This window comes from Vibrio sp. Isolate24, from assembly GCF_022398215.1.
GTDB lineage: Bacteria > Pseudomonadota > Gammaproteobacteria > Enterobacterales > Vibrionaceae > Vibrio > Vibrio coralliilyticus_A.
Genome location: NZ_JAKEUU010000003.1, coordinates 673,767 through 697,386, shown reverse-complemented (window position 1 = coordinate 697,386; position 23,620 = coordinate 673,767). Strand labels below are relative to the sequence as shown.

Sequence of the window (23,620 nt, the reverse complement as noted above, 5' to 3'; positions counted from 1 at the left end):
ATTACCCTCTTACTTAGCTGCCAGTTTTTCTACACGAATAGTCACGGCACGTTTGTGTGCATCCAAACCTTCTGCTTCAGCCATGGTCACCACTGTTGGAGCAAGGTTTTTTAGACCATCAGCAGACAGTTCTTGAACCGTCATACGCTTAGAGAAATCCGCCAAGCCTAAGCTTGAATACGTACGAGTGTAACCGTAAGTAGGGAGAACGTGGTTAGTACCCGATGCGTAATCACCCGCCGACTCTGGTGACCAATCCCCTAGGAAGATGGAACCTGCATTATCGAGTAAAGGTAGAAGCTCGCGAGGGTTCTTGGTCTGAACAATCAAGTGCTCAGGACCGTAGTAATTCGAGATGGAGACCGATTGAGTCAACGACTCTGCGATGATAACCAAACTTGAAGCGAGTGCCTTCTCAGCAATATCCGCACGCGATAGCTCTTTGAGTTGGCGCTGAACTGCGTCAGTGACTTGGTCCGCAATCACAGGTGAAGGCGTCACAAGCACTACTTGAGAGTCAGGGCCGTGCTCTGCTTGGCTTAGCAGGTCGGCAGCAATAAAATCAGGGTCCGCAGTTTCATCGGCCAAAACCAGTACTTCTGAAGGACCCGCTGGCATGTCAATCGCCGCACCGCGAAAATCATTGCTCACCTGACGTTTTGCTTCAGTCACGTAAGCGTTACCCGGACCAAAAATCTTATCAACTTTGGATACCGTTTCTGTGCCATAAGCCATCGCAGCAACGGCTTGGCCACCACCGACGTTGTATACTTCATCAATGCCGCACAGCTGAGCAACATACAAAATTTCGTCTGCGATTGGTGGTGGAGAACACAACACCACTTTGCGACAGCCCGCAATCTTCGCAGGGACGCCAAGCATCAAAACCGTCGATGGCAATGGCGCGCTGCCACCCGGAATGTACAAGCCCACTTTTTGAATTGGGCGAGTTACTTGCTCACAAAGTACACCCGGTTGAGTTTCTACTTTGATAGGTTGTGGCTTTTGCGCTTTGTGAAACTTAGAGATGTTGGCATAAGCTTGCTCAAGTGCATTCTTCATCTTCTCCGAAAGGCGCGCTGACGCTTCCTCAATCTCTTGAGCCGACACTCGAATGGATTCCGGCTTCACACGGTCAAACTTCTCAGTCAATTCAAGCAGGGCCAAATCGCCCTCATTACGAACTTTCGCGATAACTTCAGAAACCGCAGCCGTGATGTTCGCACCTTCAGTTATTGCCGGACGCTCTAAAATAGAATCTTGCTGCGTTTCACTTAGCGATTGCCATACGACGGTTCTCATGGCGATTACTCCATCATTTTCTCAATTGGAAGTACCAGAATTGAGCTCGCACCCAGTTCTTTCAGTTGTTCCATGGTTTCCCAGAACAGGTTCTCGGTACTCACCAAATGAACAGCCACTTTCTGTTGGTCCGCAGAGAGAGGTAATACAGTTGGATCTTCCGCACCAGGTAGCAATGACTTGATTTGGTCTAGCTTATCCGTTGGAGCGTGTAGCATGATGTACTTCGACTCTTTCGCTTGCTGTACACCCTGCATTCGAGTCAACAGTTTTTCGATTAGCGCGACTTTGTCTGCATCGAATTCACCGGTACGTTGAATCAACGTTGCTTTTGATTTGAAGATGATTTCTGCTTCTTTTAGACCGTTAGCTTCCAATGTTGCACCAGTAGACACTAAGTCAGCGATCGCATCTGCAAGACCCGCGCGAGGGGCAACTTCTACTGAGCCTGTCAGCATACATGTTGAGAATGGGACACCCGCTTCATCCATGTAAGCTTTTAGCAGCTGTGGGTATGTAGTTGCGATGCGCTTACCAGCAAGATCTTGAGGGCCGTTGTACTCTTCGTCTTTGTCAATTGCGATAGACAAACGGCAGCCACCGAAATCAAGCCGACGAAGTTGGATAAATTCCGATGGTTCGCCCAATGCTTTACGGTCGAGGCGAACTTCTTCTAATTCATTTTCACCAATAAAGCCTAGGTCAACGACACCATCCATAATCAAACCCGGAATATCGTCGTCACGAACCAAAAGCAAATCAATTGGCATATTTTCAGAGTGAACGACAAGGCGTTCACCCATAACGTTGAATTTAACGCCACACTTTTTAAGTAGAGCTTGGCTCTCTTTACTAAGGCGACCTTTCTTTTGGATTGCGATTCTTAGGCGTTGTGTTTGCATTGCTTTTATCCCTGTGCAAATTAATTCTTAAATCGTTAAAACTAAAAAACCCTCGGAAGAGTAGTCTCCCGAGGGTTCTAAATCTTGTAGTTTGCGATTTCTGCCTCCGGGAGTTTCCTGTCCCCCGGGTATGCGTACATCTCCCGAAAGACTAGACTGGGTGATGATGGTGATGAATGTTCATTACAAAATTACGCATACTTATAAGCTCTTCAGTTCGCTTGCTTGATAACCACACTAACCAAGGAAAAACTATTTTTCAACTAAAAATTAAAGATTTTTAAAATTTGTATTAGACAAATAAAAAGGAGCTTTCGCTCCCTTTTAAGTTCTTTATTGAGTTCAATTCATTAAGCGTTATGACAGCTTTCTATCTTGGCTCTTGAAAGAATTGACAACAATACACAAACGCCAAAGAAGGCAACGGCTGAAGCGGCAAATGAAATTCCTACGGAAGCCGTCATCCCCAATGTGATAAAACCAATACAAGATACAGCAGCCACTGAAAGCGCATAAGGTAACTGGGTCGCCACATGATCAATATGGTTACAACGAGCCCCTGTTGAAGACAGAATCGTCGTATCAGAAATTGGCGAGCAGTGGTCACCAAATACTGAACCAGCTAATACAGCACTTAGCATAGGCAACATCAAAGCAAGATCCGTTGCGCCAGCCATATCACCGGCAATTGGAAGCATGATGCCAAATGTCCCCCATGACGTACCGGTAGAAAATGCCATAAGGCCAGAGAGTAGGAATAGAATAACTGGCAGCCAATGTGGATTTATATTACCTTGCGCCAATGTCGACAGGTATTTACCCGTATTCATATCACCAATCACTGAGCCAATAGTCCAAGCAAAAACTAAGATCAAAATGGCACCAAACATTGATTTTGCACCAATCCATAGTGTGCGTGTGATCTCGCTTACCGCAATACCTTGCTTAAATACCGTAAACAGTGCGATAGCTAAACCAACAAGGCCACCATAAATTAACGAGGTGCCTACATCGGTGTTTTCAAAGGCACCTAGAATATTAAATGCCTTGCCATCAGCAGCCAAAGCTTGACCGCCGGTGTATAACATAGAAGCAATGGTCGCAACAATCAGGAATACGATCGGCAAAACCAAGTCTGAAACTTTACCGCCTTCGCTCTCTTGAATATCTAACTCTTCATTGATTTCATGAGCTTCCTGTGAATCATTCGCTTGCTCTTTCTCAAAACCATGGCCTTGTGAGGCCGCAATTTCGTGATTACGCATTTTACCAATATCAAGGCCAAACCAAGCAACGGCAAACACCATCAGCAATGCAAATACCGCATAGAAGTTCATTGGAATAAGACGCACATACGCGCCAAGAGCGGAATACTCAGTAATGCCATGTGAAACGAGAATGCCACCAATAATCGTCATGATATACGCGCCCCAGCTTGATGCAGGCATAATCACACACATTGGTGCTGCGGTTGAGTCTAAGATGTAAGCCAATTTAGCTCGAGACACATAGAAGCGGTCTGTGACAGGACGAGAAATCGCACCAACGGCTAGGCTGTTAAAATAGTCATCAACAAAAATAAATACGCCTAGAAAAGCCGCGAGTAATTTGGAACCACGTTTACTTTTAACGCGAGATTGCGCCCATTCGGCGAAAGCACGGGTACCACCCGATAACGTCAGTAACGCCGTCATCATACCAAGTAAAAGTAGGAAACCAACGATACTCATATTCCATGTATTAATACCGCCGTCTTCAATGAAGACACTCGATACCGTTGAGCCTACATAGCTGAGTGTATTACCCAGAGAGTAATCGTTAAGAAGGACAGCGCCCAAAGTGATACCCACACCTAAAGACACCAATACACGACGAGTAATAATCGCCAAACTCAGTGCAACCAATGGAGGTAGCAAAGAAATCGGAGATGTTGCAAAATCAATTAAATTCATGATCTTCAAAAACCAGTAATAAATGGTTAGAGATCTACTGCAGATAAATTGAAAGAAATGAGTATCAAACAATTTATGTTGAACTAAGCGAAAGGGAAGCGAAAACTCCACCCTGCCCTACAGTAGCGCTCCATAGTTTTACAAAATTATAGACTATGGCAGTGTTACCCCTTTCGAGTGTAACCCCAGCAAGCACCGTTGATATGAATACTCACTTCGGCAAAACAACCTTTCATATCTGTTCATTGGCATCACCCCAACAAATACTACTGATTTATTTCGCACCTCTACCGCGACAGTTGATATTTTAAACTACTGAAAAACAGTTTTAACAACAATTTAACCAACACATCGCATTAGGTGGCGCCCATTGTACTGATCGAAAGCCCCATTGCAATACATCTTACCCAATTAAGCATTAATGATTTTTCTTCTTCTGTGCATAAAGTTTCTGCTCATACCATTTAAGCTCAACTAATATCATAACGGGTGAGCGATGACCCTTCCTATTTATTCATCAACTCGGTCTTTTCGATGTACATCTTCGATTACGCTCGTAAAGTGAAGAAAAAAATCAGCATTTAGTGAGAAAAAATATGAATTAAAGAAGATTTGTTACTATCTTGATAATGTCATGACAAAAGGATAATCCAACTTATTTTTATGATATAAAATAAATATCATTAGTGTATGAAACTTATCCTCTATCAGTATTGTCAAAATCACAAAACCAACGATATTCTATGCAACAAGAATTCATCAGTTAATAAGAAAGGTCTCATTACTCTAATCCTTAGGCGATTAATTAATAGTTTTTATAACAATTTAACTGGAAAATATTGTATTGCGAATAATACGGGTTTAATATTTATTTCATCGGCTCCTTAATTAAGTGGGAAATTACATGTCGGAACTAACAAAAACTCTATTAAACATTCGTAGCCTACGAGCATTTGCGCGTGAGCTTACCTTGGAACAACTAGAGGAAGCTCTAGACAAATTATCAACTGTTGTAGCTGAACGAAAAGAAGCGGAAGAAGCAGAGCGTGAAGCCAAAGCAGCACAAGAAGCAAAATTGGCAGATATTGCTGAGCAAATTAAGCAACTAGGTCTAGATAAAGACATGGTTATTTCAGCTCTAGCAGGTGAAGCTACTGGTAAACAGAAATCAAAACGCGCTCCACGCCCAGCAAAATACAAATATGTAGATGCTAACGGCGAAGAAAAAACATGGACAGGTCAAGGTCGTACACCTTCAGCAATCCAAGAACAGCTAGATGCAGGTAAATCACTTGATGACTTCCTGATCTAATTGAAATTTATAGAAGTGTTTTTAATAAACACTTTTGTATTGTAAAAAAAACCTCGCTATGCGAGGTTTTTTTGTAATTAATTATTACTGAATTAACGTTCCCAATATGCTTCTTCTAAACTATCTTCACGCTCTGGCAAGCCTCGTGATAGGCGTGGTGAATGCTGAACTAAAACCTCATAACTAGCACGATTTGAATATTTGCAAACCTGAGAGAATGACGAATATGTCAAGAACGTATGTGCATGCTTACTTGAATTAGGCACATTTTCTTTATGGTATTTATTCGCAGCCATATCATGCAATAACGCGGACAATGCTGCATCACCTGCCCCATTAGTATTTTTAATTTTTTCTGGCCCCCCCATGTAAGGTGAAATATGCGAATACACCTTAATTGGGTTCTCACAGGCCGCTTTCGCTGCTGGACGACTAAATTCAAAACGATTAAATTCAGCAATACTACCTGGAAGTAATGGTAGAGAAGTCTGACGCTTAGCCGCTTCCTCAGTATAACCTGCCATAAATAGACCCACAGGACCGGCGGTACAGAGAACCAAATCTACCCACTCCAATGTCTTATCTGACGCCGCTAACGGATCGGACTCACCCGTTAACGCCTCAGCTTCATCCTCATTCATTGCTACGACGCTAACGTGGTCACGCAAAAAGTCTTGCCAGAATACAGGATCATCTTGAATCACGAATTTCGTTCCGAGAGTAAGAACGACTGGCACATTGTATTTCTTCGCATATTCAATGGCTTTCATCGTCGCTTCCGGCATTGGGTCGCCTTCTTTGCAACGCACTAAATAGGCGGTTAATACTAAAGCAGAGGCATTCTCGAAAATCGTTTCAGGAATACTACTTGGATGTAATTGATTCATCTGACCTTCGCTAATAGCAAACGTCCGTTCACCATCATCAGAAATGAGAGCAAAACACCGACCAATTGCACCATCAACACCTTGAAGGTAATTCAAATCCATCCGGCTTGAAGTGTTGCACAAATAGCGAAAGCCGTAACTTCCGATCTTAATATCTTGGCTCATGACACCCAAAAGTGTTGAACGATCATCGGCCAGAACAGAATAGTTATGAAGTGTATTACCGATCGTCCCACCAGCATATTCATTGGTGATGAGGGCATTATCTTTCAACTCATTATAAAGCGCTTCTGCAGTAGCATCATCTATGACTAATGAGTGACCTTTACTCAGCTTGTATTTCTCAATAAGCTCCGAGCTTACTTTCGCTTCAATATCGACCAAAGTTTGGTCAATACCAATAATGTGCGTGCTGGACATTTTCTTGCTTTCTTGAGATTGACTCACTAAAGGGTCACGCGCATGCACAGGAAAATAGTGCTTAGATTTTCGTTGGCCAGGAAACTTCATAACAAATATTCTGAGTAAGGGATGAAAGGATGCCGGATTCTACCTCGCACTACCTAACGCGGCAATAACTGGAATTATAGCAAACGTTTGCCACTAAAATTTAATCTTGATGTAATAAATAAGAGGGACTCATAAAACCCTTCAAGGGTCTGTATGAAAAATATGCCAGCTCTATTTGAGTGGCACATTGGGTACCTAAATGGAGGCTTATTCGCCTTCCATAAACCCTATATCGGGGAGCCTGTCTAAGTGCTCAGAGTAGCGCTTTAAGTTGAATTTACCCTCGTTTTTCATGACATCAAATATTTCAATCGAAACAGCACAAGCCATCATCGCTATGGCTTCGTCTTTTGGTGTTCCCGTCATCATCAATCGCATTAGCGTTTCTTTAACCTTCAGCGGCTCACCATCTTCAAGCTGATTTTCAACAATCTCAATCAGCTCTGCTTCCGACATGAATTGGTTATCATCACTCATGTTTACACCTTGTTTAACTTGAATTTCGTCAACTATGCCATATATAGGCTGTCTATAGTCATAAAATCGTAGATTTCAGTTACGTGCGAGTAAAATTGCAGCAAAATCGAAGTGTGAGTTCGATCTCGGAACTGTCACCTCGAAACGCTTTCTGTTAAGATCTGCCTCCAGTTAAATTGTGTGGTGTTTAGTAATGTCTGAGAACTGTACTGACAACAGTAAAAAGAAAGTTATCGTCGGCATGTCTGGCGGTGTCGACTCATCCGTTTCCGCGTATCTTCTGAAACAACAGGGCTATCAGGTCGAAGGACTGTTCATGAAGAACTGGGAAGAAGACGATAACGAAGAATACTGTACAGCTGCAGAAGACTTGGCCGATGCACAAGCGGTTTGTGACAAGCTAGGTATTCATCTGCACACCATCAACTTTGCTGCAGAGTACTGGGACAACGTTTTTGAATACTTTTTGGCAGAATACAAAGCTGGCCGCACCCCTAACCCAGATATCCTTTGTAACAAAGAAATCAAGTTCAAAGCTTTTCTTGAATTCGCCGATGAAGTGCTCGATGCCGACTACATCGCAATGGGTCACTACGTACGCCGTACTTTCCCTGAAAACGGCGAAAAACCTCAAATGCTTCGTGGCCTTGATGGTAATAAAGATCAAAGCTATTTCTTGTACACACTCAGCAGTGAGCAAATCGCTCGCAGTCTTTTCCCTGTCGGTGAACTAGAAAAGCCTGAAGTACGTCGTATTGCAGAAGAGCAAGATTTGATTACCGCTAAGAAAAAAGACTCAACCGGAATCTGCTTCATCGGTGAGCGTAAATTCACCGACTTCTTGTCACGCTATTTACCGGCACAACCAGGTAAGATAGAAACACCGGAAGGTAAAGTGATCGGTGAGCACCAAGGTCTGATGTATCACACTTTGGGACAACGTAAAGGCCTGCATATTGGTGGCCAGAAAGGTGGTGGCGGCAATGAAGATCCTTGGTACGTTGCTGATAAAGATTTAAAGCGTAACGTACTTATCGCGGTTCAAGGCGCTGATCATCCATTACTAAAGTCTCAAGGGCTAATTGCCTCTCAACTACACTGGGTAGACCGTGAAGTCATCAAAGCACCTGTTCAGTGCAGCGTGAAAACGCGTTACCGTCAGACAGATATTCCATGTACTCTCATCCCTATTGATGATGAAACGATCAAAGTAATTTTCGACGATCCCCAGGTCGCCGTGACTCCTGGTCAGTCAGCGGTATTTTATAAAGACGATGTCTGCTTAGGTGGCGGCATCATTGAAGAACGAATTTAATTCAACGCATTTAGGAGTATTACTACGTGGCTAACGCACTTTACGATCGTACCATCGCATTTGCAGGAATTTGCCAAGCTGTCGCTCTGGTTCAACAGGTCGCGAAAAATGGTCACTGTGACTCTGATGCGTTTGAAACGTCACTAAAAGCGATCCTCAACATTAACCCAAGCAACACCGTTAGTGTTTATGGTCGTGAGTCGGATTTAAAGCTAGGACTTGAGTGCCTAGTGAAAGGCATTGATAGTACCCCTACTGGTAGTGAAATTACTCGCTACATTATTAGCCTGATGGCGTTAGAACGTAAGCTGAGTGGCCGTAACGATGCAATGTCTCAACTTGGTGATCGTATCCAGATGATCGAAAGACAGCTTGATCACTTTGAGTTGCTTGACGACCAAATGATCAGCAACTTGGCCAGTATCTATCTCGATGTCATTAGCCCAATTGGTCCTAGAATCCAAGTCACGGGTACCCCTTCTGTCCTACAGCAGACAGGTAACCAGCACAAGGTTAGAGCATTGCTGCTATCGGGTATTCGAAGCGCAGTGCTTTGGCGTCAAGTCGGAGGCAAGCGCCGTCACCTTATCTTCGGGCGTAAAAAGATGGTTGAACAAGCTCAAATCCTACTCGCCAGAATGTAAGACTTAATCATACCGCTCGCGTCACGACGCGAGCGTATTTTTTCTACCAGAACAGACCCAAAGCAAACGTTTGCGCAATGTGCGTGACAATTGCGTAAGTTATTGGTATAAAGCTCACGAAATTTAGACACTCAATTCAGGAGAACATCATGGAACTGTCAGCATTGACTGCTGTTTCGCCAGTAGACGGCCGTTACGGAAGTAAGACCATTGCACTTCGCAGCATTTTTAGCGAGTTCGGCCTTCTAAAGTACCGCTCTATCGTTGAAATTCGTTGGTTGCAAAAGCTAGCAGCCACTGATGCAATCAAAGAAGTACCAGCTTTCAGTGCAGAAGCAAACCAGTTCCTTGATGAGTTAGCAGCCAACTTCTCGGAAGAGGACGCAGCGCGCATCAAAGAAATCGAACGTACCACTAACCACGACGTTAAAGCGGTTGAGTATTTTCTAAAAGAGAAAGTAGCTGGTGTTCCTGAGCTTCACGCGGTAAACGAGTTCATCCACTTTGCATGTACATCAGAAGACATCAACAACACGTCTCACGCTCTAATGCTGAAAGAAGCTCGTGACGAAGTGATTCTTCCTGAAATCCAAAACATCATCGATGCTATCAAAGCACTTGCTGTTGAGTACCGCGACATCCCTCTTCTATCTCGCACACACGGTCAGCCTGCTTCTCCATCAACAATGGGTAAAGAGATGGCAAACGTGGCGTACCGTATGGAGCGTCAATACAAGCAAATCGCGAACGTTGAAATCCTTGGTAAGATCAACGGTGCTGTAGGTAACTACAACGCTCACCTTTCTGCTTACCCAGAAGTTAATTGGCACCAGTTCTCTGAAGAGTTTATCACTGAGTCTCTAGGCGTAACTTGGAACCCATACACAACTCAAATCGAACCACACGATTACATCGCTGAACTATTCGATGCAGTTGCACGTTTCAACACAATCCTAATCGACTTCGACCGTGACATTTGGGGCTACATTGCACTGGGTCACTTCAAACAGAAAACGATCGCTGGTGAGATCGGCTCATCCACAATGCCTCACAAAGTTAACCCAATCGACTTTGAAAACTCAGAAGGCAACCTTGGTCTTGCAAACGCGATATTCGGCCACCTAGCGCAGAAACTACCAATTTCTCGCTGGCAGCGTGATCTAACTGATTCGACAGTGCTACGTAACTTAGGTGTGGGTGTTGGCTACGCGATCATCGCATACACTTCTACTCTGAAAGGTATCAGCAAGCTAGAAGTTAACCGTGAAGCGCTACTTGCAGAGCTAGACCAAAACTGGGAAGTGCTAGCAGAACCTGTACAAACAGTAATGCGCCGCTACGGTATCGAGAAGCCATACGAGAAGCTAAAAGAGCTAACTCGTGGCAAGCGTGTAGATGGCGAAGCAATGCGTAACTTTATCGATGGTCTTGAGCTTCCTGAGCACGAGAAAGCACGTCTGAAAGAGATGACGCCAGCTAACTACATCGGTCAAGCGATTGAATTGACAGATAAGCTGTAATAGAACACGGTATAAAAACAACAGGGTTGACGTAACAACGTCAACCCTTTCTTTTTGACTCCCAATTACCTGAAAGCTATCGAGTTAATTCGGTGTCCGTTTTTGAAAGAACAAAGTGATTTGACCGACTTCAACACCCAACTTACGAATACTGGTGATATTAAATACATGTCGATCGTCCTGTCTGAATAACCAATCATCAAAAGTGACCTTCACCTTTGAATCATCAAGGGTCAGCTCAAAGTCGTATACCCAGTGGAGCGCATTACCTGCTTCTTTACCTTGCGCAATACCCAATATATCCCCCGCTTCCCCCTCATAAGTGCTGTCACTTAGTCGCTTAATTTTCCAAATTCTCTGGTCAAGCTCACCATCATCAAACACAAAGTCTTCAACGAGAGTTATGGTATCTCCATTAATAGTGCCAACGATGTCAACCTTAAAACGGCGCTGCTGTTTATTGGTATAATCTTGAACCATTCCCCAAGCGGTCACTTCACCCTCAAAGTACTCAAATAGATTAAAAGCTGGCATATTTCCTTTATATTCAGAAACTTCTGTCGAACAACCGATAAGTATCGTTAAAAGTACACCGATGATGGCCGTTTTCATTTTTCGCATGCTACTTAGCTCCAATTAAGTCTTGTCTAAGCTTTGGGTATTGCGTTTGAGGAGATAGCCAGATCGCAAGAAACGCGTCATTGAGCTTCGGATCCGTAATCGATCCAATCCACTGATTTTTTTCTTGATGAGAAGAAAAGTAGAAACGCCCTTTATCACCATCGGATACGTAGGTCAGTTGCTGTCCATCTTTGATATCTGGGAAGATTTTTTCTAACTGAGTAACCCATGGGCCAGTGTCAGAATAGCCAAGTTTCTCCCACTGCTCTCTGGTGACGTTAACCAGCTGCTTTTGGCTAATGTCTCTCTGATACTCAATGGATAAAGCGAGAGGATGTGGGGAAAGATCTCCGCTTTGGGTATAATTGCCAGTAGGTGTGAGAAGCTGAGAACGGTAGATATCGAAAAAGAAATAAGAAAGTTGAGCACTCCCAACTTGGCGCCACTCCTGCCAATTTTTATCACTCACAGCATCAGCTTTTATGCTTGTACTGATGGTTAAAGAGCTAGCGATTAACCCTGCCAGCGTAACCCATTTTATTTGACGTATTTCCATAAACCTTTATCACCGCAGCAATTATGAGTAACCACTCGACCATTAATATAAGAATCGTTGTGGTTGTCGGTAAAGGAAAATAGACTGCGCCCAGTTTTTCTCCTGCTAAATAACTGAGTGCTCCTCCAATTCCTCCTAATATAGATACGAGAAAAATTGGAAATCGGCTCACTAGTGGTGCAAGAAAATACGCGTACCAAGCAAAAATAAACCAGAGTGCCATCAACCAAATCGGGAATTCACTGAATTGGAAACGAAAGATTCCCAGCGTCATATTGGCGTAATCAACAACGACGCCCAATACCGCCATTAAAAACACTCGTTCAAGCTTTATCGGTGCGACTAACTGACTGTATACGTAACTAACGACAACAAGGCCAACAGCCACCCACTCAAAGTCCTCCCGGCCTAATACCGCGACAAGCCAGACAACTTGGAACCAGAGAGAGTAAACGATCAGCCTTTTGTTTGTCATATCAAGCCTTTTGAAAAGTCATATGTACCGTGCTGATACTTCTCGCACGGAATCCACCCTCGCAATAGCAAAAATAATATTTCCACATACGAATAAACGTCTCATCAAACCCTAGTTGTCTTACGTCTCTCTCCGATGCCACAAACCTTGCATGCCACTCTTTCAAAGTGTTCGCATAATCTAAGCCAATGTCGAAAAGGTTTCTCAAGACTAGATCGCTATGAGTCGTCGTCGCGTGAGTTAAGGCTGTTATCGAGGGTAAAAAACCGCCAGGAAAAATATACTTCTGGATAAAATCTACATTGTTGCTGTAGTAATCGTACCTTTGATCGGCAATGGTTATCGCTTGAATCGCCATTAACCCTTGTGGTCTTAAAAGGGACTGACATTTGTCGATATATGACCCCAAGTATTCTTTGCCCACCGCTTCGATCATCTCAATAGACACTAACTTATCGTAATGGCCTTTTAACTGTCTGTAATCCTGTTTTAGTAGAGTTATCTTATGCTCAAGTCCCTTTTCGATTATCTTCTGTTGAGCGTACTGGTACTGTTGCTCCGATATCGTGGTAGTCGTTACATGGCAGCCATACTTTTCCGCCATGTATATCGCCATCCCTCCCCAACCGGTACCAATCTCAATCACCCTATCACTGGATGTCAGCTCAAGCTGCTGACATAGCCTTTCCATTTTATTGAGCTGAGCTTGCTCTAAGCTATCTGACGCTGAGTTGAAGAGGGCTGCCGAATACAACATCTCTTTATCAAGAAAGGTTTCATACAGCTCGTTACTCAAATCATAATGAGCACTAATATTCTTCGCGGCATTTTTCTCTGTATTGCGATTGAACCAATGCCCGAGTTGGTAAGATATGCGGGAAATAAAACTACTCTGTCCTTCGATAGAATCTAAGGTTTTTAAATTTAAGGCCATCAATTCCATGAGCTTGGTTAAATCCGGGCTATCCCACCAACCATCCATATAAGCTTCACCAGCAGCAATACTGCCACCTTTGAGCAATCTTGCGTAAAAACTCGGGTGTTTGATCTCAATGACCGCATGTAACCGTGATGTCTGCGCTGCGCCAAAAGTTGCTCTAACTTCTGACTGTGAGAAAGATTCTATGACAGTGAGTGAACCTGATGTGATTTTTTTTAGGAATGACATTGCCAAACTGCGCGCTGTTTTTTGCCCTGCGCTCAGTGATGATGAGTAACCTAAAGTTTGGGAGTTGATCATGTCCTATGCTCCTTAACCTGATCTCTCGATTTATATTTTCCGGAAGAGGCTTCCGGCTTTATTTTATATTTAGGATGTGAGTAGAACGGTGCACCTTTACACCACAACTTAAACGCATGCCAGTATATGCCTGACAACATTTTTGCTGCCATTAACGGCGTTCTAATCAAATGTTTAAGGAGTATCCTTGATGTAAGTGGTTGCTTACTCATACTGAGCGTGGCATCAAATTCCTTTTGATCCCGATGACACTCAAGATGAATAGAAAGCTTCTTCCCTAAGGGTTTCAACCGCCAAACATATTCTTGTTCTATGGGGTTAAAAGGGGACACATGAAATGCTTTGCTGTGTCGCCACAATGTTTCATCGAAAGCAGGAACTGCATAGTAGTGCCTTTGATTCCAGGGAGTATTACTTACCTCAGCCAACAGATAACGCCAATCTCCATCCTTGTTATAAACATAGTAGAAGTTTACCGGACTGAAATAGATGCCGAGATAGCGAAGGTGAATAACTGCCTCAACGCGCCCATCCACTTTCTCTCCAGTCAATTCTTCTATCTTATCGAAGACCGCGCGTTTTAGATCTCCTTCCCCAAGGTAATCCGTTCGTTTGAATCTCGCCCAGTGCCACCACTTCTGCCCAAACCCCCATACAGATTTTTCCACTGCTTTGATCTGGTCCAAATCAATACAAGGCATAAAAATGGGGTATTTTAACTGATGCTCTACTGGGCTAAAGCGTCGATGTCTTACGTCACCAACAAGCAGAGAGCAGCCATGCTCAGGCTTCATTATGCGGCACCTCTCTGTCGTTCTTCTTCATCACGAAGAAGAAGCTCTCTCACGACATCCAAAGCACTTTTTACCCCGTCGTCATGGAACCCGTTATACCAATAGGCGCCACAGAACCAAACTTTATCCTGTCCATTTATGTCAGGGCGGCGCTTTTGAGCGCGCATCGATTGTTCACTAAAAACAGGGTGATGATAGGTAAATGTTTTAAGCACTTTGCTCGGATCTATTAGGTGTGAACTGTTTAATGAAACACAGAATGTCACGGGAGCTTGTATGTGCTGCAGTATGTTCATGTTGTAGGTCAGCGTTGGCGGACGCTCACTTTCACCTTGCTCTCCATCTAACCAATAATTCCAAGAAGCCCACGCTGATTTTCGCTTGGGAAGTAAACTTTCGTCCGTATGAAGAGTGACCTCATTGGCTTGGTACTCCAACTGACTAAGCACTTCATTCTCTAGGTCATTAGCATCCTGTAGCAAAGCTAGCGCCTGATCGCTGTGACATGCAAAAATCACTTGGTCAAAGCGTTCAGTTCGCTGACCTAGGTCGATTCGTACACCTAGTTGCTCTCTGCGGATAGATTTAACCGGTGTTGACAGCCGTATACGATGAGCGAACTCACGGGTTAGCGGCTCAACATAAGCATTTGAGCCTCCTTTCACAACGTACCACTGAGGTCTGTTCAGTACATCGAGTAACCCATGATTCAGAAAGAAACGAGCAAAAAACTGAAGAGGAAAAGCACGCATATCAGCCAACGTGGAAGACCAGATAGCAGCCCCCATGGGTAAGATATAGTTGTCGCAAAAATAGTCACTAAACTTCTCTTCTGATAAAAATTCGCCAAGCGTTTTTTCAGGTTCATTAGCTTGCTTGACTAACTGTTTTACCTGTTTGTTGAAGCGTAAGATCTCGAATATGAAAGCGTAGAATTTAGGATTGAACCAATTTCTTTTCTGCGCGAAAAGTGTCGATAATGTATGGCCGTTATACTCTAGGCCACAACCGTCATTGCGCACGCTAAAGCTCATCTGCGTTGGAATACCTTCGACACCAACTTGCTTCATCATGGCAATGAAATTGGGATAAGTCCTATCATTGTAAACAATAAAGCCAGTGTCGACTGCATAGTTCTCACCTTGCACCTCAACATTGACCGTAGCAGTGTGGCCACCAATATAGTCGTTGGCTTCAAAAAGAGTGACATCATGTTGCTTGTTGAGATGATAAGCGCATGTCAACCCAGAGATACCTGTCCCGATTATGGCTATTTTCATTGTGAATCCTCTTACTCTGAGATCAATTTGGCGGTAAGCCACTTCTGCCAGCGGTATGGCATCGTGCCGATGAGACGCAATAGCGTTGTAAATCTTCGCGGAAAGTAAATGTAAGGTTTACGTGCCGACAGCCCTTTCCGTATTGCTTCAGAAGCCTGTTGTACCGATACCAGCATTGGCATTGGAAATGTGTTTTTGTCCGTAAGAGGCGTTTTGACAAAGCCTGGATATATGAGTGACACTGAGATGTTTTTCTTATCCAAGTCGAGTTGAAGTGTTCGGCCTAGATAACTCACCGCGGCTTTAGATGCCCCATAGGCTTCTGCTCTTGGTAACGCTACTTCACTGGCGATAGACCCCACCAGAGCAACAATGTGCCCGGGTTGAAAGTGGTGCTGACTGGCTTCAATAGCGTTGGCAAGACCAATCACATTGATTTCGAATACGCGCTTAATCAATTGGGCATCAATGACACCGTCGTCTATATACTCGCAATCACCAGCGTTAAATATCCAAACCTCAGGTATAACCTCTAGAGTTTCTAGCGACCGTTTTGTATTAGATAACTCGGTTAAATCGAACTCAAGCGTAGTAATAAAAGGAGAGCTCGATCTTAGCTCTTCAAGCGCTTGTTGGTTTCTTCCACAAGCCACTACTTCATAACCCGCTTTAGCATAATCTTCAGCAAGTTGCCTGCCGATACCAGATGTGGCACCAGTGATGAGAACACAAGTCATTGTCCTAGCCTCTGCTTGATTGTTTTGATGATTGAGCCAAGCAAAGGTAGATTTTCATACAGCATTTCACCTAGGTCGAAATAATCCCGGTGATAGATCACCCTGCCATCTTTGAACTTGAGATGACTGACTCCATTGACGACAACCGTCTTACCTTTTTGCAGCTTGGGGTGCTCTAGCGACATTGACCAAGTCAAGAATCCACTGTCGCCTAATTGCTGATGTTCTTTTATATCAAAGTCACAGCGTCTGACATTAGTGTAAAGACTATCGAAATAACTTTGTAAGGCCTGCCAACCTTGGAGGCGATGCGCTGAATCTTCAAAGGTCACATCTTGGTGATACACATCGTTCAACAGATACAGATTGCTTTTACTTAGTTGCTGGTAGACTTGACCAACCGACTCGACGTTCATGCCTTCTCCGATAAGCAATTTAGTTATACAAAATATTTTTATGTACAAGATAAACTAAAGATTAGGTCACTTTCTTGAGTTGTACAAATATAAATTTTGTAAAAGTTTAATTTGTACATTTGTACGTCGATTCGATAGGAAGGGATCAAAAAAGGCTTGATATAGAATCAAGCCTTTTCGTTAAATCAAAAACTTATGAGTTACGCAACGCCGCAATGCGCTTGTCCAATGGTGGGTGACTCATCAGTAGCTCTGTCATTGAACGTTTGCCATTAATACCAAATGCCATCATGGAGCCTTCAAGTTGGGATTCATGGCTGACTTTCAAACGCTCTAACGCAGCAATCATTTTGTGCTTACCAACCAGCTGCGCAGCACCTGCATCCGCATGGAACTCACGGTGACGGCTATACCACATAGTAATAAAGCTGGCGAGGAAGCCAAAAACGAGTTCAAGAACAATGGAAACCCCAAAGTAAACCATCATATTGCTACCGCCTTCTTCTTCATCATTAGAAGACACAATATTCGCAATGAAGCGTGATAGGAAGATAACAAACGTGTTCACAACACCTTGCATCAGTGTCATCGTGACCATATCACCATTAGCAATGTGGCTCACCTCATGCGCAAGTACAGCTTCGGCTTCATCACGCGTCATATTATGAAGTAGGCCAGTAGAGACCGCGACCAATGAGTCATTGCGCTTAGCTCCTGTCGCAAACGCATTGATATCTGCAGAGTCATAAATAGCAACAGTTGGCATACCAATACCCACTTGCTCAGACTGGCGTCGAACGGTTTCTAGCAGCCAGTGTTCGGTCTCGTTACGTGGACTCTCAATAACCATGCCACCAACCGAGCGCAAAGCCATGCCTTTTGACATCATTAACGAGATGAAAGAGCCACCAAAACCAAATACCGCAGCCATGATCAGCAGCCCCGATAAGCTGCCTGGTTGCATCCCGGTTACCGCATAAACAATATTAAGAACAACGCTCAAAACCAGCACAACGGCTAGGTTGGTCGCCAAAAACAGCATTACTCGCTTCATTACTTTTCTCCGAAACTGGAAGCTTAATGATTTGCCTCACCGATACGAACGTCGCACCAAGGCTTTATGTCTAATTAATAGATATAGTCTATCCCTTTTAAATACAAGGGATAGATGCAAATTGAAACATTTGTTTTCTTAGCTGTAAAAATTGTGAAAACTTCTTATTTCATACGCCACCAAACAATCAAAAAAGCACCAACATAATACAGAGATATTAGACTTTGGTCTTATTGTACCTAGACTAAAGCGTGCTAGATTGTTATCAGATTCAAATACCCATGTGTGAAAAGGACAAAATCATGGTTGAAACTAACAACTATCAAATGGCTATTGACCTACTATGCTGCCACCTTGGTATTTCAGAGGAAGAAGCCAAGCAGCAACTTGGTATTTCTTCAGAGCAACATGCACAAAAGCGTATCTCTGATACCCAACAAGCACTGATGGGCTTAAACCAAGACAAGTAAACATAGAACATAAAGAAGACAAAGGCTGCCAATGGCAGCCTTTTTGTTTAGGTTAAGTGATGACTACTACACTGTGAGCAAAGTTGAGACATCAATATATTTGGCCAAGTCTTTCTGTTTAACACTCGGTACGTAGGGAATCTCTCCAAGTTTAGGGGCTTCTATTTTCTGCTCTAGCATTTCAATGATATCAGCATAATGCTCAGTGCCTGGATTGACTCGGTTAGCCACCCAACCAATTACATTTATGCCATCAGCTTTAATAGCATCAATAGTTAACATGGCATGGCTCAAACAGCCTAGTTTTATACCTACCACCAGTATGACCGGTAAGTTCTCTTGTTGAACCCAGCTTGAAAGGCAATCTGCATCAGACACTGGCACACGCCAGCCACCCGCCCCTTCAACCAACACCACATCGGATTTCGCTTTGTGTTCTGCCAGTTTCTCACTCAGAACAGAATATTGAATATTGACCCCCTCTCGTTTCGCCGCAATATGTGGTGACGCTGGTAGCTCTAATGCATATGGATTGACGTCATCATAATCGACGTCAAGTGTTGCCGCACTTTGAAGGTACAATGCGTCAGAATTACGGTATCCGTGCGATGTTTTTTCACAACCTGCCGCGACAGGTTTATAACCAATAGTTTTTAAGTCCTTTTGCGCTAACGCGTTCAGAATTGCCTTTGAAGCAACTGTTTTACCAACATCGGTGTCCGTACCAGCAATAAAAAATGCATCAATCATAGATGTATAACCCCTAAACAAACCTGATAAGTTGCAGGTAGAAGACCTTGATGGTTTTTGAACTGTCGATACGCCCGTTCAACTTGCAGCAATGTACTGCGACTGGTCAACCCATGTGAACGACCGTTAACATGATTGGCTCCAATCCCCTTTAAATCACGCATTAGTGCAAACGCGGTATCGTACCAAACTGTCATGATAGGCAAGTCTAGATGATGGTTCTGGTTACCAGATTGCGCTAACGCAATTTTTACCTGATTGCTGCTGATAAAATCGTTGACGTGTTGATATGAATCAATTTCACGCCACGCGCACTTCAACTCTTTTAGAGAGCCGTCTAACAATGTAGAGAAATAGGCTTTACCTTGAGGTTTGATCACTCTGCGCATTTCGCGTAAGGGCAGTGATAAGTCTTCACACCATTGCAGTGCAAGACTAGAAAACACATAATCTACCGAACTATCACGAAATGGTAAGGACTCAGCATCTGCTTGCTGATATTTAACCCTCTCAGAGCCACACCTCTCTTTTGCTTTATTCAACATTTGTTGAGATAAGTCACAACAGATCACTAAAGCCCCACGTTCGCGAAGTTTCTCAGAAAAATACCCAGTCCCGCAGCCCAAATCGAGTACTGTTTTACCAAAAAGATTTTGAGGTAGCCTTTCTAATAAACGCTCTCCCACTTCTCTTTGAAAAGCGGCATGACTGTCATAGGTATTCGCGGCTTTTCCAAACGCTTCTGCGATAGCAGATTTGTCTTGCAGACAAGTCTTCTGTACTAAAGTCGCTTGTTCCATCAATATTCCTTCTCCATCGCAGTCTCAACGATGTTCGCCAACTCTCGAACTTGTTGTACAGAGTGATTAACTGAGAGAGTCACCCTAAGCCTTGCTGAATTTTTCGCCACTGTTGGGGGCCTAATCGCCGTTAGCCAATAACCTGATTGCCTGACAGAATCTGCAACTTTGACCGAAAGTTGGCTCTCTCCCAGTAACAACGGTTTGATCGGGGTTGGTGTATCAACATAGCCTTCAAACGAAGAAAAGCACTGTTTGTACTCTTCTTGTAGCTCTTGAAGCTTCTCTCTCCTCCAAGCTTGATTTCGCACCATATGAACAGCATGGGTAAGCGCAAACGCTTGAGAGGGAGGTATAGCGGTCGAGTAGACATGATGTCGAGCGAATTGAGTTAAGTAGTCTCCGGTTTCTTTGTTGCACATGATAGCAGCACCAGAGAGCCCCAGAGCTTTACCAAAGGTAACAACGAGTATCTCTGGCTGAATACCAGCAAAGTGACAACTGCCTCGTCCTTCTTTTCCGAGCACGCCAATACCGTGCGCATCATCCACAACCAACCAAGAGCCTCCTCGCGTGACAGCATGTATCTTTGCAAGAGGAGCCAAATCGCCATCCATACTAAACACTCCCTCTGTCACAACAAGAGCACTTCGCTCCAATAGGGTTTGTAAATGAGCTGGGTCATTGTGGTGAAAGCGTTTCATTTTCGCTGGAGAGAGCATGCCAGCTTCCATTAGTGACGCATGATTCCGTTTGTCTTGGAGGAGAAGATCGTCTTTATGCAATAGGCTAAATAGCAATGCTTGGTTAGCAGAAAAACCTGAACTGAACAAAATAGCGCGTTCATAACCTAGCCAGTCACATAGAGAAACTTCTAAATTGTGGTGTGCTTTTGAATATCCGGTTACCAGCGGGGAGGCTCCACTGCCATTACCATACAGATCTAATCCACGCTGCCATGCAATGGCCAACTCTTTGTCGGCAGCAAGGCCTAAATAATCATTATTGGAAAAGTTGATGTAAGGTTTGCCTTCAAAGAGCAGGTTAGCACTGTTACCAGCCCCAACCACTTGAAGTGAGCGTTCCAATCCCTGATGTTTTCTTGATATCAGGGATTGGCGGATACGGTCGCTAAACACTGGCATCGTAGAAAAGATCGTCTTGCGTAGGGCGAGCAGCTACACGCTCAACAACTCGGTCAAGCAAGTCATTTTCTTCAATTTCATCTGGGCGCTGGGAGACTTCCTGACTATTGATACCCAGTTTATTAAACAATTGCATGTCTTTATCTTCAGACGGGTTTGGTGTGGTCAGCAATTTACATCCATAAAACACCGAGTTCGCACCAGCCATAAAACACAGAGCTTGCATTTGCTCATTCATATTTTCACGGCCAGCAGACAAACGAACCGCCGACTTGGGCATCAAGATACGAGCAATGGCAATTAGACGAATAAAGTCAAAGGGTTCAACATCGTCGACTTCTTCCAGTGGTGTACCTTTGACTTTGACCAGCATATTGATTGGCACACTTTCAGGGTGAGTGGGTAAGTTAGCCAATTCAACCAACAAGCCTGCTCGATCGTTAGCACTTTCCCCCATGCCGATGATGCCACCCGAGCAAATTTTCATGCCGGCATCACGCACGTGAGACAATGTATCAAGACGATCTTGATAAGTGCGTGTCGTAATAATATTGCCGTAAAACTCTGGAGAGGTATCGAGGTTGTGGTTGTAATAATCCAGACCAGCATCAGCCAGCTCTTTTGCTTGGTCTGGAGTCAGCATTCCCAAAGTCATACAAGTCTCAAGCCCCATTCCTTTTACGCCCTTAATCATTTCGGTCAGGTGCGGCATGTCACGAGCTTTTGGGTTCTTCCAAGCAGCCCCCATACAAAAACGCGTCGAACCTGCACTTTTCGCTTTTTGTGCAGCATCGAGCACGCGTTCCACTTCCATCAAACGCTCTCTTTCAATGTCAGTCTGATAACGCGCACTTTGAGGGCAGTATTTACAGTCTTCAGGACAAGCCCCAGTTTTAATAGAAAGTAACGTACTGACCTGTATGTGGTTGTGTTGTTGATAGTGACGATGGACTAACTGCGCTTCAAAAAGAAGATCCATAAACGGTTTTGCCATTAGCTCGCGTACTTCAGCCACGGTCCAGTTATGACGTACTTCCACATGTATTCCTTACTATTATTGTTAGTTTCTTGACTTGGCTAGTCTACTGACGCGCGTTAAACTGTCAATTAAATTTAAAATCAAAAGTTTACATTTGGTTATTTTTTAATTGAATTGTATTTAGGAAATATTAATGGATCTTGAGTTTGACCGCCGCCATATATGGCATCCCTATACGTCGACACTGACACCTCTGACCTGCTACCCCGTGACATCAGCTAAAGGTGTTTATATTCAACTGGAAGATGGCAGAGAGTTAATCGATGGTATGTCTTCTTGGTGGTCGGCTATTCATGGTTACAACCATCCTCATCTTAATAAAGCAGCTCATGAACAAATAGAAAAAATGTCGCATGTGATGTTTGGTGGCATAACTCACGACCCAGCGATTCATTTATGCAAAAAGCTCCTTTCTCTCACTCCCACTAACCTTAAACATGTCTTTCTCGCAGATTCAGGCTCTGTTGCCGTTGAAGTAAGTTTGAAAATGGCGCTTCAATATTGGCATGCCAAAGGAGAAAAGCGACCTAAGTTCCTAACGCTCAGAGATGGTTATCACGGTGATACTTTTGCAGCTATGTCAGTCACCGATCCTGACAATTCCATGCACTCTCTATACAAGGGCTTTCTTCCAGAACATATCTTTGCTGAATCCCCAAAAATTGGCTTCCATCAGGAGTGGGATGACTCTGACCTTGAGGACTTCGCCTCGAAGCTAAAAAAGCATCATAACGAAATCGCAGCAGTGATACTTGAGCCTATTGTTCAAGGGGCGGGAGGGATGCGTATTTACCATCCTAACTTTCTAAAAGGGGTACGTAAGCTATGTGATCAGTACGGGGTACTATTGATTCTTGATGAGATAGCAACGGGCTTTGGAAGAACAGGAAAAATGTTTGCCTGTGAACATTCAGAAGTCGAGCCTGATATTCTTTGTGTGGGCAAAGCTCTTACGGGTGGGTATATGACACTATCAGCCACTCTTGCTTCAAAAGACGTTGCTGACACAGTATGTGGAGGTGAAGCCGGCTGTTTTATGCATGGGCCAACTTTTATGGGTAACCCGTTAGCATGTGCTGTAGCAGCTGCAAGTTTAGAATTGCTTGAGCAAAATCATTGGCTTCACCAGACACAACAAATCCAATCCACGTTTTCAGAACTATTGCCTAAATTAAAAAAATACGACTTAGTCGCTGATGTGAGATGGCTGGGAGCGATTGGAGTGGTTGAAACAACCAACCCAGTCAATATGGAAAAAATACAAGCACTCTTTGTTGAACAGGGGGTATGGATCAGGCCTTTTGGTAGGCTTATTTATATGATGCCACCGTTTATTAGTCAGCCCAACCATATAGAAACTCTCATTGGTGCGATTGAAGCTGCTCTATTAGATCCAACTTGTTTCAATTAAGCATTGATACT

At 43.8% G+C, this 23,620-nt stretch carries 24 protein-coding genes, 1 riboswitch and 1 other annotated feature; of the genes, 6 read left to right on the top strand and 18 right to left on the bottom strand.

The features are described 5' to 3' along the window. Positions 1-9: 9 nt before the first annotated feature. The 3 genes from hisD to L1D23_RS15915 all read right to left on the bottom strand — a co-directional run bounded on the left by hisD (position 10) and on the right by L1D23_RS15915 (position 4,156). Positions 10-1,302, bottom strand: a complete 1,293-nt coding sequence (hisD, locus tag L1D23_RS15925; protein ID WP_239868110.1) for a histidinol dehydrogenase — start codon at positions 1,300-1,302, stop codon at positions 10-12. Positions 1,303-1,307: 5 nt separating this feature from the next. Next, positions 1,308-2,204: an ATP phosphoribosyltransferase gene (gene hisG, locus L1D23_RS15920; protein ID WP_239868107.1), complete on the bottom strand. Its 897-nt coding sequence runs from the start codon at positions 2,202-2,204 to the stop codon at positions 1,308-1,310. A gap of 40 nt (positions 2,205-2,244) precedes the next feature. Continuing rightward, positions 2,245-2,380, bottom strand: a sequence feature (His leader region). A 174-nt stretch (positions 2,381-2,554) separates the two neighbouring features. Next, positions 2,555-4,156, bottom strand: coding sequence for a Na+/H+ antiporter NhaC family protein (locus L1D23_RS15915; protein ID WP_239868104.1), 1,602 nt, complete (start codon positions 4,154-4,156; stop codon positions 2,555-2,557). Positions 4,157-4,271: 115 nt separating this feature from the next. Next, a riboswitch (Lysine riboswitch) is annotated at positions 4,272-4,454 on the bottom strand. Positions 4,455-5,060: 606 nt separating this feature from the next. Between L1D23_RS15915 and L1D23_RS15910 the strand changes: the two genes are divergently transcribed. After that, entirely contained in the window at positions 5,061-5,468 is a 408-nt protein-coding gene (locus tag L1D23_RS15910) for an H-NS family nucleoid-associated regulatory protein (protein WP_239836716.1), read from the top strand. A gap of 92 nt (positions 5,469-5,560) precedes the next feature. Here L1D23_RS15910 and L1D23_RS15905 read toward each other — a convergent pair whose 3' ends face one another. Further along, positions 5,561-6,865: an inosine/guanosine kinase gene (locus tag L1D23_RS15905; protein ID WP_239868101.1), complete on the bottom strand. Its 1,305-nt coding sequence runs from the start codon at positions 6,863-6,865 to the stop codon at positions 5,561-5,563. Between the two features lie 207 nt (positions 6,866-7,072). Further along, positions 7,073-7,342: a hypothetical protein gene (locus L1D23_RS15900; RefSeq protein WP_239836718.1), complete on the bottom strand. Its 270-nt coding sequence runs from the start codon at positions 7,340-7,342 to the stop codon at positions 7,073-7,075. Positions 7,343-7,535: 193 nt separating this feature from the next. Here L1D23_RS15900 and mnmA point away from each other — a divergent pair, with 193 nt between their 5' ends. From mnmA to purB, 3 genes are all read left to right on the top strand, one after another. Next, entirely contained in the window at positions 7,536-8,657 is a 1,122-nt protein-coding gene (gene mnmA, locus L1D23_RS15895) for a tRNA 2-thiouridine(34) synthase MnmA (RefSeq protein ID WP_239868098.1), read from the top strand. A 26-nt stretch (positions 8,658-8,683) separates the two neighbouring features. Next, on the top strand, positions 8,684-9,301 hold the full coding sequence (gene hflD, locus L1D23_RS15890) for a high frequency lysogenization protein HflD (protein WP_239836720.1): 618 nt from the start codon (positions 8,684-8,686) through the stop codon (positions 9,299-9,301). Positions 9,302-9,450: 149 nt separating this feature from the next. Continuing rightward, on the top strand, positions 9,451-10,821 hold the full coding sequence (purB, locus tag L1D23_RS15885) for an adenylosuccinate lyase (RefSeq protein WP_239868094.1): 1,371 nt from the start codon (positions 9,451-9,453) through the stop codon (positions 10,819-10,821). Positions 10,822-10,905: 84 nt separating this feature from the next. Here the strand turns inward: purB and L1D23_RS15880 are convergent, their stop codons facing one another. The 9 genes from L1D23_RS15880 to htpX form a co-directional block, all read right to left on the bottom strand. Next, entirely contained in the window at positions 10,906-11,442 is a 537-nt protein-coding gene (locus L1D23_RS15880) for a DUF3833 domain-containing protein (RefSeq protein ID WP_239868091.1), read from the bottom strand. Position 11,443: 1 nt separating this feature from the next. Next, positions 11,444-11,998: a chalcone isomerase family protein gene (locus L1D23_RS15875; RefSeq protein WP_239868088.1), complete on the bottom strand. Its 555-nt coding sequence runs from the start codon at positions 11,996-11,998 to the stop codon at positions 11,444-11,446. Beyond that, complete coding sequence (locus tag L1D23_RS15870) at positions 11,949-12,473, bottom strand: DUF2878 domain-containing protein (RefSeq protein ID WP_239868085.1); 525 nt, start codon at positions 12,471-12,473, stop codon at positions 11,949-11,951. Before L1D23_RS15870 ends, L1D23_RS15875 begins: the two co-directional genes overlap by 50 nt. 1 nt (position 12,474) lies before the next feature. Further along, on the bottom strand, positions 12,475-13,713 hold the full coding sequence (locus L1D23_RS15865; protein ID WP_239868081.1) for a cyclopropane-fatty-acyl-phospholipid synthase family protein: 1,239 nt from the start codon (positions 13,711-13,713) through the stop codon (positions 12,475-12,477). Then, positions 13,710-14,507 carry a DUF1365 family protein gene (locus L1D23_RS15860; RefSeq protein WP_239868078.1) on the bottom strand — a complete coding sequence of 266 codons (798 nt, stop codon included), beginning with the start codon at positions 14,505-14,507 and terminating at the stop codon, positions 13,710-13,712. The genes L1D23_RS15865 and L1D23_RS15860 overlap by 4 nt, the downstream gene beginning before the upstream one ends. Next, positions 14,507-15,787: an NAD(P)/FAD-dependent oxidoreductase gene (locus L1D23_RS15855; protein ID WP_239868075.1), complete on the bottom strand. Its 1,281-nt coding sequence runs from the start codon at positions 15,785-15,787 to the stop codon at positions 14,507-14,509. Before L1D23_RS15855 ends, L1D23_RS15860 begins: the two co-directional genes overlap by 1 nt. 11 nt (positions 15,788-15,798) lie before the next feature. Next, entirely contained in the window at positions 15,799-16,524 is a 726-nt protein-coding gene (locus tag L1D23_RS15850) for an SDR family NAD(P)-dependent oxidoreductase (protein WP_239868073.1), read from the bottom strand. Beyond that, the gene (locus tag L1D23_RS15845; protein ID WP_239868056.1) at positions 16,521-16,940 is read right to left on the bottom strand and encodes a nuclear transport factor 2 family protein; all 420 of its coding nucleotides are present in this window, start codon (positions 16,938-16,940) and stop codon (positions 16,521-16,523) included. Before L1D23_RS15845 ends, L1D23_RS15850 begins: the two co-directional genes overlap by 4 nt. A gap of 193 nt (positions 16,941-17,133) precedes the next feature. Beyond that, positions 17,134-17,994, bottom strand: a complete 861-nt coding sequence (htpX, locus tag L1D23_RS15840; protein WP_006962801.1) for a protease HtpX — start codon at positions 17,992-17,994, stop codon at positions 17,134-17,136. Positions 17,995-18,296: 302 nt separating this feature from the next. Here htpX and L1D23_RS15835 point away from each other — a divergent pair, with 302 nt between their 5' ends. Then, positions 18,297-18,464, top strand: a complete 168-nt coding sequence (locus L1D23_RS15835; protein ID WP_239868054.1) for a hypothetical protein — start codon at positions 18,297-18,299, stop codon at positions 18,462-18,464. Positions 18,465-18,530: 66 nt separating this feature from the next. Here L1D23_RS15835 and bioD read toward each other — a convergent pair whose 3' ends face one another. Genes bioD through bioB form a run of 4 tightly spaced genes read right to left on the bottom strand, consistent with a single transcriptional unit; the run spans position 18,531 to position 22,198 of the window. Continuing rightward, positions 18,531-19,214, bottom strand: coding sequence for a dethiobiotin synthase (bioD, locus tag L1D23_RS15830; protein WP_239868051.1), 684 nt, complete (start codon positions 19,212-19,214; stop codon positions 18,531-18,533). Further along, on the bottom strand, positions 19,211-20,014 hold the full coding sequence (gene bioC / locus L1D23_RS15825) for a malonyl-ACP O-methyltransferase BioC (protein ID WP_239868047.1): 804 nt from the start codon (positions 20,012-20,014) through the stop codon (positions 19,211-19,213). Before bioC ends, bioD begins: the two co-directional genes overlap by 4 nt. Next, the gene (locus L1D23_RS15820) at positions 20,014-21,159 is read right to left on the bottom strand and encodes an 8-amino-7-oxononanoate synthase (RefSeq protein ID WP_239868045.1); all 1,146 of its coding nucleotides are present in this window, start codon (positions 21,157-21,159) and stop codon (positions 20,014-20,016) included. Before L1D23_RS15820 ends, bioC begins: the two co-directional genes overlap by 1 nt. Beyond that, complete coding sequence (gene bioB / locus L1D23_RS15815; RefSeq protein ID WP_239868042.1) at positions 21,146-22,198, bottom strand: biotin synthase BioB; 1,053 nt, start codon at positions 22,196-22,198, stop codon at positions 21,146-21,148. The genes L1D23_RS15820 and bioB overlap by 14 nt, the downstream gene beginning before the upstream one ends. Positions 22,199-22,331: 133 nt before the next feature. Between bioB and bioA the strand changes: the two genes are divergently transcribed. Then, a complete protein-coding gene (gene bioA, locus L1D23_RS15810; RefSeq protein WP_239868039.1) occupies positions 22,332-23,609 on the top strand; it encodes an adenosylmethionine--8-amino-7-oxononanoate transaminase in 1,278 nt (425 codons plus the stop codon). The last annotated feature ends 11 nt before the right edge of the window (positions 23,610-23,620 follow it).